This is a genomic window from Novosphingobium soli (assembly GCF_042432915.1).
GTDB classification, from domain to species: domain Bacteria; phylum Pseudomonadota; class Alphaproteobacteria; order Sphingomonadales; family Sphingomonadaceae; genus Novosphingobium; species Novosphingobium soli.
In genome coordinates this window covers 141,989-152,509 of record NZ_JBHLWK010000012.1, presented here as the reverse complement: position 1 = coordinate 152,509, position 10,521 = coordinate 141,989, and the positions used below count along the sequence as shown (strand labels likewise).

Here is a 10,521-nt window from a genome sequence, read left to right as displayed (position 1 = left end):
CTCGTCAGTACCCGATGAGGCTAGGATGGGGTGCGTCCCGGTTCTTGTCACCCTGCGCCCGCGCTCTTGTCGCCGGTCAAGGCTTGGGGCGTGGGGCGCATAGATGGCGGCGGGGCCGGGCGATAGAGGACGGCGGGCGGGGCACGGCGCGCCCGGGGACAGTGGAGGAGATCGGCATGAGCAACTGGTTCATCACGGGGGTCAGCACCGGGCTTGGCCGCGCGCTGGCGCAGGCGGTCCTGGCGGCCGGGCACACGGTGGTGGGCACCGTGCGCGATCCCGCCGCGCTCGCCGCCTTCGAGGCGCTGGGCGAGGGCGCCACCGGCATGCTCCTCGACGTCACCGACCCCGCCGCGGTCCGGGCCGTGGTCGACGCGGCGGAGGCGCAGACCGGCGGGCTCGACTTCGTCGTCAACAATGCAGGCCTGGGCTATACCGGCGCCATCGAGGAGACGCCCATCGCGGAGGCCAAGGCGCTGTTCGACGTCAACGTCTGGGGCGCGCTGGCGGTGATCCAGGCGGCGCTGCCGCATCTGCGCGCGCGGCGCGCGGGGCACATCGTCAACATCGGCTCGATCAGCGGCCTCGCCTGCTGGAACGGCACCGGCATCTACGGCGCCAGCAAATTCGCGCTCGACTGCATCGGCCGCACGCTGGCGCAGGAGGTGAACCCGCTCGGCATCGCCGTCACCAACGTCGCGCCGGGCGGAATGCGCACCGAGTTCGCCGCGGCCCGCCTGCTGGGCGCGGAGCCGGCCATCGCCGACTACGCCGAGACGGCGCATGTCGCGCGGGCCGTCCTGACCGGCCACCACGGCGAGGAGCCGAGCGATCCCGCGCTGACGGCGCAAGCGATCCTGGCGGCGGTGACCGCGCCCGAGCCGCCGCTGGTGCTGCTGCTCGGCAACGACGCGCTGGGCTATGCCACGCGCGAGTTCGCGATGCTGCAAGGCCAGTTCGCGGCATGGGAGCACCTGACGACCAGCGTCGCGGCGCAGTAGCGCCTCGCGGTGCCGCGGCGCGCGGGAACGGCGCGCCCGGCGCCGCGTGCTCAGGGCGCGAACAGGCTCTTGCGGATCACCGCGTGGACGCCCCAGTTGCCGTTCGCGACCTGACTGATCCCGAAGTCCACGCCGACCGAGAGCAGCGAAATCGCCTCGTCCTCGCTCAGGTCGCGCAAAGTCATCAGGAAGCGCCGCGCCTTGCGGAAGGCGTCGCGCATGGCGGTGTCGATGGACGACTGCTTGTAAACCTCGCTCTGCGCGTTGACGCCCAGGTCCTTGAGGTACTCGGGGTTGGAGAAGCCGAGGATCACCCACTCGTCCCGCGTCTCGATCATCGGGTAGTCGAGATCGCGGATGTACTTGCGGCTTGTCTTGGCGGGGTGGAGCACGACCTGGATCACCGCGGTCATCGAGCATTCGATGGCGGTGCCGCAGAGCTCGGAATCGCCCTGGCTGGCGTGCGGGTCGCCCATCGAGAGCAGGCCGCCCGGCACGCCCACCGGCAGGAACACGCTGGAGCCGGCGCCCAGGCGCCAGTTGTCGATGTTGCCGCCGAAATTCGCGGGCGGCACCGAATCGATCAGCTCCGAATGGGCCGGCGCCAGCGCCACCACGCCGAAGTGCGGGCGCACCGGGATCGTCACGTCGCGCAGCACGTCGAAGTTGCGGGTGATCGTCTCGGGATCGACCGGCACCCCAGGATAGTCGTAGCGCTCGTGGAGCACGCCCGAGGGGTCGGTCTGCGGCGTCCAGCGATAGGAGTAGACCGCCTGCGCCGTCGCCCGCCCCGGTTCGTTGTCGATCTCGTAGATCGTCACAACCTCGCGCTGCTTCGGCTCGGTCAGCAGGTCGTTGTAATGGAAGCCCCAATAGGCCGCGACATTGCTGCCGAAGGCGCGTCCGGCGAAGCGCGGGTTGTGGCTGGGCCGGTTCTCCATGTCGAGGATGCGCACCTCGATCACGTCGCCCGGGCGCGCGCCTTCCACCGCGATGGGGCCGGTGCAGATGTGGACGCCGAACCCCTCTCCCGGGCCGCGCCCCAGCGCGGAGGCGTCGAACGGGCCGGCGCCGCGGCGTTCCACCGCCTTGCCCTCGGCGGTCCAGTGGAACACCGCCTCGGCGCCCGCGTCGCCCTCGATCATGCGCTCGGCATCGTCGTTGGCGTGGTGGGTCAGCGTCTCGATGGTGACGTAGTCGCCCGAGCGGATCTCCAGCGCCGGTGCCAGCGAGCGGCTGAAGTAGCCCCAGTGGACGGTGTCCGGACGCGCCGGCAGGAAGTGGTGGCGGCGCGAGCGCGCGGCGTCGTCGAGCGTCGGCAGCCCGGCGAGCACGCTGGCCGGCTCGCGGTTCTCCAGCCGCACGTCGCGCGCCTTCTCGGGCCGCCCGCGCCGCGGCGTGTCGACGGGACCGGTCGCGACCTCGGGCGACTTGCGGTACTCGCGCGGGCTCATCCCGTACTGCTCGCGGAACGCGCGGGAGAACGAGGCGCTGTCGTTGAAGCCCCACTGGAACAGGATTTCCGAGATCGAGCGCTGCGCGTGAAGTGGGCTGCCGAGGTCCAGGCGGCAGCGCTCCAGCCGCCTGAGCTTCACGTAGTGGCCGAAGCTCTCGCCGTGCGATTCGAACAGCTTCTGCAGGTAGCGCGGCGAGATGTTGTGCTCGGCGGCGATCTGGTGGGTGTTGAGGTTGGGATCGGACAGCCGCATCTCGATCGACTGGAACACCCGCTCGAGGATCGCCGCGCGCCCGCCCGCGGCGCCGCCGAGCTGCTTGGCCGGCGCGCGGTCGAGCAGGGTGGCGGCGATCATTTCGGGCAGGGCCAGCTCGACCGGGCGGATCTGGTCGTCCGAGATCTCGAGGATGGTGTCCGCGACGGTGCGCAGCAGGCTCGACATCATGCGGCCCACGGCGGTGTCGGCGACGAGGTCGCTGATCTCGTTGGGCAGCTGCGAACGGGACTTCAGCGCCGGGAGGCTGTGCGGCACCTTCACCAGAAGCAGGCGGAAGTCGCCCGCCATGGCGATGCGGCAGCGGGTGTCGCCGCCGCCGTAGACCATGTCGCCCTCGCCGATGTCGAGCACGCGCTCGCCGCAGGTCGCCGAGAGGCGGCCCTCCAGCAGCAGAACCAGCCAGAAGCAGCGCGCCTCCTGGCGGAAGTCGAGATTGAACGCCTGCGCCGTTCCGGTGCAGCGGACGAACTGGATCTTCTGCCCGCTGGTGAAGCTGACCAGGTCTCCGTAGATGTCCTCGTTCTCGGATTCGAGCTCCAGCGAGACGCGCTGCAATGCGAAGCGCCAAGCCTGCAATCGCTGGTCGTGCGGGTAGGCGTTGGTCGTCAGTCGCACGCCGGTCATGCCGGAATTATCCTTGTTGTGTAACCCTGTTGGCCGGAGTCTAACCGATCGTTTCGAGTGCTGCCAGTCGGTTGTGTGCAGCGCGGTAGCGGTGGACCAGCCACTTGTTGAACTGGCCTTGCGCACCTTCCTGCCAGGAATAGCGGCCGCGCGGCGCGAAGCGGGAGCGCAGGCCCTCCTGCACCAGTTCGTCCACGTGGAAGTCCTGCGCGATGATGTGCGCCGTGGCGCGCATGTTCATGTCCAGCTTGTGGTCGAAGGTGGGGTCCGCCATCGCCCCGGGCGCGAACAGCAGGCCGGTATCCATCTCCAGCGATTCCGGGCCGTCGGGCCGCAGGATCAGGTAGATCACCATGTCGCTCATCATGATGAGGCTGAGCGAGGGCGGGACGTTCGCGAAGGTCATGCGATGGCGTGCCGCGTCCGAGAGGCCGGGGAAGATCGGCAGGACCGCGCGCTGCGTGGCGTTGAAGCTGGCGTCGGGGTGCAGCGTGCCGTTGAAGCGCAGGAACCCTGCGTCCTCGGGTTCCGAATGCGGAAACTCCGCCTTGCCCGACGGCACGAAGTCGTGGAGCGGCCCGGCATGGAGGCGGCTGGCGTGATAGCCGTCGTTGTTGTTCTCGAACATCACCTTCCAGTTCCACGGCAGGCGCGCCGCCGGGTCCGGGCGCGGGCCTTCCGCACGGGCGAGGTCGTAGCCGGCGATCGCCTCGGCCACACCGGTGAGACGGGGGGCGAGCGGAGCGGCGTTCTCGTCGAAGTTGACGAAGATGAAGCCGTTCCAGATCTCGACGGCGAAGCGCGGCAGGCTGTTGGCCTTGCGGTCGAAGTTGCAGGTCTTGTTCATGGCCGGCGCCGCCACCAGCGTGCCGTCGAGCGCGTAGCTCCAGTGGTGGTAGGGGCACAGGAAGCCGCGCGCCGAGCCGCTGCCCTCGGCCACCAGCATCGCGCGGTGCTGGCACACCGCCGACATCGCGCGCACCTCGCCCTCCAGCGTGCGCGAGACGATGATCGGCTCGTTGACCGTGCGGGTGGTGAAGAAGTCGCCGGGATTGGGCACCCAGTCCTCGCGCCCGACGCACTGCCACTCCGCGTAGTAGAGCGCTTCCTTCTCGAACTCGTAGAACGCGCGCGAGGTGTAGCACGAAGGCGGCAGCGTCACCGCGTCGGCGAGGTCGACGGCGGAGGCCGAGAGCGAGGTGATGAAGTCGTCCGACAGTCGGGGCGACGGCGTGGGTGCGGACATGGTGACCATCCTGGATCTTCTCTTATGGGCTCGCGGGAGCGGTCGCATCACTCTGCATACCGCACCCGCGAAGGCAATGTTGCATTTGCGAGAGCGCTATTCGCGCGTGTAGCCCTCGGGGATCTTGGGCGGATCGCCGGCCTTGCCCCACAGCACGATCTCGTTGCCCCAGGGGTCGCGGAAGGCGTGGTTGAGCCCGTTGAAGGTGCCCCAGAAGTGGTCGCGCCAAAGCACGGTGGCGCCGCGCGCCTCGGCGGCGGAGAGGATGCGCTCGGGCGTGTCGTCGTCGCCGATGAGGATCCAGATGCGCGGCTTGCGCCCCTGCGTGGCGATGGCGCGCGGCTCGACGCCGTCGCTCTCCGGGTGCGGACGCGCGTTGGCGGGGTCGAAGATCCCGAGGTGGAGGTTGCCGATGGCGCTGTCGCTGCCGTCCGGGTTCGGGAACATGCCGCCGGGCACCATGCGGTGATAGACGCCCTCGGGCTTGTGGTCGTCGCGCCACCCGAAGACCTCGGCGTAGAACCGGCCGGCGGCGGCAGGATCGTCGGCGGGCATGTCGACGAAGATGAGCGTATTGGGCATGACCTTGGGGTTCCTCCTGATGCCCGTCAGGTCTGCGCCAAGTGCCGGGCAAGCTCTTGGCGGCGAGCGTCCGCTTTGTTGACGCCGCCGGCCGCGCTCGAGCCTTGGCGCGAGAGGCGCTGCCGTCCTGCCAAGTTCCAGTGCGCTGACGGCCAAGACCCGTTCACGCCCCGGCCTGAAGGTGGCCGCGTCGATCCTCCATACAGTCAAAGGGGCAATGCATGGCTTCGGTCACCACTCTGAGTTCGGCGAAGGCGGAAGTGCGCCCCTCGGCGATCTGGCACCTCAAGGCCACGCCCGAGACCATCCACTGGGGGTACTTCTCGCCCGACATCAAGCCGGCGCTCAGGATCCGCAGCGGCGACCTCGTCCATGCCGAGGCGGTGACGCACCACGCCGGCGACGCGCCCGAGCTGATGTTCGACGAGGGGGTCGAGCGCATCTTCCGCGAGGTCGATCCGGCGAGCCGTGCCCCGGGCGTCCACATCATGACCGGGCCGATCTACATCGAGGATGCCGAGCCGGGCGACATGATCGAGGTGCGCTACCTGCAGATGGTGCCGCGCTGCAACTACGGCTCGAACCTCGCCGCCAACTGGGGCCACCTCTACGAGGAGTTCGGCCGCCAGGAACGCGTGACCATCTACGAGCTGGACCCCAGCGCGAACACCGCGCACGCGCTCTACGCCTACGACTTCCCGGGCGAGTACCTGGTGCCCGGGACGATCACCAACTGCCCGGAGTGCGACCGCCATCCGGCGCTGCCCGGCATCACCATCCCGGCGCGCCCGCACCTGGGCACCGCCGGCGTCGCCCCCGCGGTGGGCGAGCCCGTCTCCACCATCCCACCGGGCCTGCATGGCGGCAACATCGACAACTGGCGCATCGGCGCGGGGGCGACGATGTTCTACAAGTGCCAGGTCAAGGGCGGCCTGTTCTCGATCGGCGATCCCCACGTCAGCCAGGGCGACGGCGAGATCAGCGGCACCGCCATCGAGGCGTCGCTCGACTGCCTGTTCCAGATCATCCTGCGCAAGGACTTCGACTTTCCCTCGCCGCTGCTGGAGACGCCGGAGAACTGGATCGTCCACGGCTTCGGCGAGGATCTCGACCAGGCGATGAAGAACTGCTCGATGGACATGCTCCACCTGCTCCACGAGCACCAGGGGCTGAGTAAGAACGACGCCTATTCCTTGATGAGCGTCGCCACCGACTTCGGCGTGACGCAGGTGGTCGACGGCACGCTGGGCGTCCATGCGCGGATCGAGCGGCGCATCTTCCCGGCCAAGGGCACCGTGGTCGATCCCGGCTGAACGTTCACCCTCGCTCCTGACGGAGGGAAGCCTTCGGGGCCCGGCTCTCGCGAGCCGGGCCTTTTTTTGATGGCGCCGCACGCGAAGCTGGCCTTTCCCGCGCGTTCACGCATTCTTGGGATCGTTGCGGCAGGATGCGCGCGCACGAGTTTGCAGGAGTCACAGGTGTCCGCGTACCGCCGCTGCCGATCCGCGCTGGGCCTGGCGCTGCCGCTGCTGGTCGGCGCCACCCAGCCGGGCGCGACGCCGCTGCCGGGAGAGGTGCCGCCAGGCGCATCCGCCGCGGCCGCATCGTCCCTCCCGCCGCCGGCCGAGCGCGACCGACTCTATCCCTTCTACATGCCGATGCAGGGGCTGCGCGCGCCGGCCGTGACGCTGCGCATCCGGTGCGATGCCTCGCGCGCGGCGGGCCGGGAGGTCTACGAGGGCCGCGGTGCCGATGCGCTCTACGGCCGCGTCGAGGGCGGGTACGAGTTCGTCTACGAGGCACTCGATTCCGCCGGCAAGCCCTGCGTCTACCCGTTCTCGCCCTGGATGCCGCAAGTGGTGGGCGCGCTGGACGGGACGCAGTACGTCTTCCGCTCCTCGATACCGGGACAGCGCGTGGTGTTCCGCACCGACGACGATTGGGCGACCATCGACCTGCGCCTGTTCAACCTCGGCCGCCAGCGCGTCCACTTCGAGATGCGGGACGTCGAGCTGGACTTTCCCAGGGCGATCCAGCCCAAGGGCGCGCTGAACCTGGAGGTGACCGGCACGGAGCGGCCCGGGCTGTTCACCGCGGTGCTGCGCCGCACGCGGATCTACGGCGGCAAGAACGGCATCTTCGTGCCCAACGGGCAGATCATGCTCTACGTCGAGGATGGCGACATCGCCGGCAACGTCGGCACCAACAACGACCAGGAGCACACCGCCTACATCAACGGCACGCTCGTCTCGCACTTCCGGCGCACCCGGCTCCACGGCCAGCGCGCGTGGCAGAACATGGCGAGCGGGCACCAGCTGAAGGACAAGGCGTACTTGCGCATCTACGAGGACGTGACCGTCTCGAACGTGCCGGACGGTTCGACGCCCTCCGCGATGCCGCTGATCGACGCCTCGGCCTACGGCTTCACGTGGTCGGAGGGGCTGCGCATCGAACGCGTGCGGCCGGCGCAGGCGCCGCGCGACGCGCTCGTCGACCTGCGCACCGACATCCGCTACGGCGAGCCCGGAAATTATCCGTGGAGTGTCCTGGCGGGGGAGGGCTGGCACATGCCCGCCTCGCCCCTCGCCGCGCTCGACACGGTCTACCTCTCGGTCTTCCTCAACACCACGGTGGAAAGCTTCCGGACCGAGCCCTACGCCTTCGCGCTCAGGCCGCAGGGGCGCGCGTTCGGGCCGGACGGCGCCCACGTCGAGGGCAGCGAGCAGGCCGCCCCGCGCGAGCAGCGCACGGTCTCGCTGGCGTTCGACACCACGGGCACGATCGCGCGCGTCTATGCGCCGGAGGGCTGGACCTATGTGGATCCCGACCTTCCGGTGCAGTCGCAGTGGGTGCTGGATCGCAGCGCCTTCATCCGTCACGCGCTGGGCCTGATCGGCCGCTAGGCGCGGCGCGCCTCAGCCCGCCGCGAGCACGAGTTCGCCGGCAGCGCGGGCAGGGGCGCGGCGCTGCCGCACGCGGCCGTCGGAGCCGATGGCGGGCAGGAAGAACAGCAGGACCATCCCTGCGCCCAGCGTGGCGACGATGGCGATTGCCGCCTGGTCGTACGACCCGGTCCGCCCGTAGCTCAGGTCCATCATCGCCGGGGTCAGCCCCTGCGCCAGCACCACCGCGGCGTAGAGCACCGCGTTGATGCTGCCGAAGTGCCGCAGGCCGAAGTAGCGCGAGCAGAAGTAGGACAGCGCGCCGTATTCGGCGCCCATGCCGATCCCCAGCAGCACGCCCGCCGCGCTCATGGCGAGGCTACCGTGGCCGAACTGCAGGACGCCCAGGCCGACCATCGCCGCTGCGTACATCGGCACGACCAGCAGCGGCGTGCGCAGCCGGTCCAGAAGCGCCCCCGTAACCACCTGCCAGGCGGCGGTCACCAGCGCGAAGGTGGCGACCACGCCGGTGGCCTCGCCCAGGCCGAACCCGCGGTCGGTCATCATCGGCACGACATGCGTGAACACCGCGGTCATCCCGCCCGCGCCGCTCGCCACCGCCGTCAGCATCAGCCAGAAGCGCCGGGTCGAGGCGGCCTCGCGCAAGGTCATGCCTTCGGGCGCGAAGGTGGCCTGGGAGCGGCCGTCCTGCCCTCCGCGCGCCCGGGCATGGGCCGGGCTGTCGTGGAGCCACAGCCACATGAGCGGAAAGCCGACCAGCAGCACGATGAGGCCGATGACGCCGTAAGTGGCGCGCCAGCCGACAAGCGGCAGCAGGATGCCGGCCACCACCGGCATCATCGTCGCTCCCACGCCGTTGCCGATGCCCGCGGTCACGCCCAGCATCAGCCCGCGGCGCGCGTCGAACCAGTTTGAGACGACCTTGGCGATCATCGGCGAGGCGCAGCACGCTCCGGCCAGGCCGATCAGGCCGAACTGCAGGTAGAACAGCCAGAGGCTGCCGGTGGTCTGCGAGAGGCTCATGATGAGCAGCGCCAGCGCGACGTTGCCGCCCAGGATCAGCGGGCGCGCGCCGACGCGGTCCATCGTCCGCCCGATCAGCGGATAGCTCAGCGCGGCGACGATCGCCACCAGCCCGAGCACGCCCGAGACCGCGGCGCGCGACCAGCCCAGCTCCTGCGACAGCGGCACCAGGAACGTCCCGAAGGTCGCGCTCACCGCGGCGGTGAGGCAGACGAGATTGCCGGTGATGGCGGCAAGGGCGAGCCGGGTAGGGGCGTGGTCCCGGGAGGGGTCAGGCATGCGGGTCTCCGTATTCCGATGCGGCGAGTAAATGCCTGTGGCGCGGCGATCCCAAGCGTTTATCACCGCGCCGCAACAAATCCTTCGCGCGTCATCAACTCTGCGCGCTTGCGCATGCGCGCCGCCGCTCCGACTTTGCACCTGGCGACCGGGGGAGCGCGTTGCGCGCGCGCCACCGGCGATTAGCGAGGGACGATTCGCAGCGATGGATGCACAGACGGCCGGGACGACGACGACGGTTGAGGACAGCCGCATGCCCACTTTCTTCATCCCCCACGGGGGCGGGCCTTGCTTCTTCATGGACTGGTCGGCGATGGGCGGGCCGGCCGACACCTGGGACAAGACCGAGGCCTGGCTGCGCGCGCTGGTGTCGACGTTGCCGGAGCGGCCGAAGGGAATCGTGGTGATCTCGGGGCACTGGGAGGAGCCGGCCTTCACCGCCTCCGCCGCGGTCGAGCCGGGAATGATCTACGACTACTACGGCTTCCCGCCGCACACCTACCAGCTGCAATACCCTGCTCCGGGCTCGCCGGCGCTGGCCGAGCGGGTCGTGGCGCTGCTCACCGCCGCCGGCCTGCCGGCGCGCACCGACGCGTCGCGCGGGTTCGACCACGGCGTCTTCGTCCCGTTCCTGCTGATCGACCCCGAAGCGACGATCCCGGTGGTCCCGCTTTCGCTCAAGGCCGATCTCGATCCGCAGGAGCATCTCGCCGCCGGCCGCGCGCTGGCGCCGCTGCGCGAGGAGGGCATCCTGATCGTCGGCTCCGGCATGAGCTATCACAACATGCGCGCGTTCCGCACGCCCGCGGCGACGCGTCCTTCGGCGGTGTTCGACCAATGGCTGACCGGCGCCGTCGTGGCTCCTCCGGCGGAGCGCGAGGTGCAGCTCGCCCATTGGGACCAGGCTCCCGCCGGGCGCCTCTCGCATCCGCGGGAGGAGCACCTGTTGCCGCTCATGATCGCGGCCGGTGCCGGCGGGGATTCCGCCGGGACCAAGGTGTTCGGCGACAACGTCATGATGGCGGACATCTCCGGCTACCGCTTCGGCTGAAGGCGGGGGCGGCGCCGCTCCCCTCTTGCCGCCTCCCGGGCAGGCTGTAAGGGTGGCCCTTGGCCCCGGCATGCCGCCG

8 protein-coding genes are annotated in these 10,521 nt (G+C 70.0%); 4 read left to right on the top strand and 4 right to left on the bottom strand.

Translation table 11 applies throughout. The annotated features are described in order from the left end of the window. Positions 1–176: 176 nt before the first annotated feature. On the top strand, positions 177–1,001 hold the full coding sequence (locus ACFFJC_RS10150) for an oxidoreductase (RefSeq protein WP_379487387.1): 825 nt from the start codon (positions 177–179) through the stop codon (positions 999–1,001). A 50-nt stretch (positions 1,002–1,051) separates the two neighbouring features. On the opposite strand, the gene ACFFJC_RS10145 is transcribed toward ACFFJC_RS10150, so the two are convergent. The 3 genes from ACFFJC_RS10145 to ACFFJC_RS10135 all read right to left on the bottom strand — a co-directional run bounded on the left by ACFFJC_RS10145 (position 1,052) and on the right by ACFFJC_RS10135 (position 5,186). Continuing rightward, positions 1,052–3,358: an acetamidase/formamidase family protein gene (locus ACFFJC_RS10145; protein ID WP_379487386.1), complete on the bottom strand. Its 2,307-nt coding sequence runs from the start codon at positions 3,356–3,358 to the stop codon at positions 1,052–1,054. A 40-nt stretch (positions 3,359–3,398) separates the two neighbouring features. Further along, positions 3,399–4,604 carry an aromatic ring-hydroxylating oxygenase subunit alpha gene (locus ACFFJC_RS10140; RefSeq protein ID WP_379487385.1) on the bottom strand — a complete coding sequence of 402 codons (1,206 nt, stop codon included), beginning with the start codon at positions 4,602–4,604 and terminating at the stop codon, positions 3,399–3,401. A 96-nt stretch (positions 4,605–4,700) separates the two neighbouring features. Continuing rightward, positions 4,701–5,186, bottom strand: coding sequence for a VOC family protein (locus ACFFJC_RS10135; RefSeq protein WP_379487384.1), 486 nt, complete (start codon positions 5,184–5,186; stop codon positions 4,701–4,703). Positions 5,187–5,407: 221 nt separating this feature from the next. Between ACFFJC_RS10135 and ACFFJC_RS10130 the strand changes: the two genes are divergently transcribed. After that, entirely contained in the window at positions 5,408–6,499 is a 1,092-nt protein-coding gene (locus ACFFJC_RS10130) for an acetamidase/formamidase family protein (protein ID WP_379487383.1), read from the top strand. Positions 6,500–6,664: 165 nt separating this feature from the next. After that, entirely contained in the window at positions 6,665–8,089 is a 1,425-nt protein-coding gene (locus ACFFJC_RS10125) for a hypothetical protein (protein WP_379487382.1), read from the top strand. A 12-nt stretch (positions 8,090–8,101) separates the two neighbouring features. On the opposite strand, the gene ACFFJC_RS10120 is transcribed toward ACFFJC_RS10125, so the two are convergent. Continuing rightward, positions 8,102–9,391, bottom strand: a complete 1,290-nt coding sequence (locus ACFFJC_RS10120; protein ID WP_379487381.1) for an MFS transporter — start codon at positions 9,389–9,391, stop codon at positions 8,102–8,104. A gap of 205 nt (positions 9,392–9,596) precedes the next feature. Between ACFFJC_RS10120 and ACFFJC_RS10115 the strand changes: the two genes are divergently transcribed. Continuing rightward, a complete protein-coding gene (locus ACFFJC_RS10115; protein ID WP_379487380.1) occupies positions 9,597–10,442 on the top strand; it encodes a DODA-type extradiol aromatic ring-opening family dioxygenase in 846 nt (281 codons plus the stop codon). Positions 10,443–10,521: the final 79 nt, after the last annotated feature.

Excerpts from the sequence above, each read along its gene's own strand:
- ACFFJC_RS10150 (WP_379487387.1), top strand. The coding sequence starts at position 177 with ATGAGCAACTGGTTCATCACGGGGGTCAGCACCGGGCTTGGCCGCGCG.
- ACFFJC_RS10145 (WP_379487386.1), bottom strand. The coding sequence starts at position 3,358 with ATGACCGGCGTGCGACTGACGACCAACGCCTACCCGCACGACCAGCGA.
- ACFFJC_RS10140 (WP_379487385.1), bottom strand. The coding sequence starts at position 4,604 with ATGTCCGCACCCACGCCGTCGCCCCGACTGTCGGACGACTTCATCACC.
- ACFFJC_RS10135 (WP_379487384.1), bottom strand. The coding sequence starts at position 5,186 with ATGCCCAATACGCTCATCTTCGTCGACATGCCCGCCGACGATCCTGCC.
- ACFFJC_RS10130 (WP_379487383.1), top strand. The coding sequence starts at position 5,408 with ATGGCTTCGGTCACCACTCTGAGTTCGGCGAAGGCGGAAGTGCGCCCC.
- ACFFJC_RS10120 (WP_379487381.1), bottom strand. The coding sequence starts at position 9,391 with ATGCCTGACCCCTCCCGGGACCACGCCCCTACCCGGCTCGCCCTTGCC.
- ACFFJC_RS10115 (WP_379487380.1), top strand. The coding sequence starts at position 9,597 with ATGGATGCACAGACGGCCGGGACGACGACGACGGTTGAGGACAGCCGC.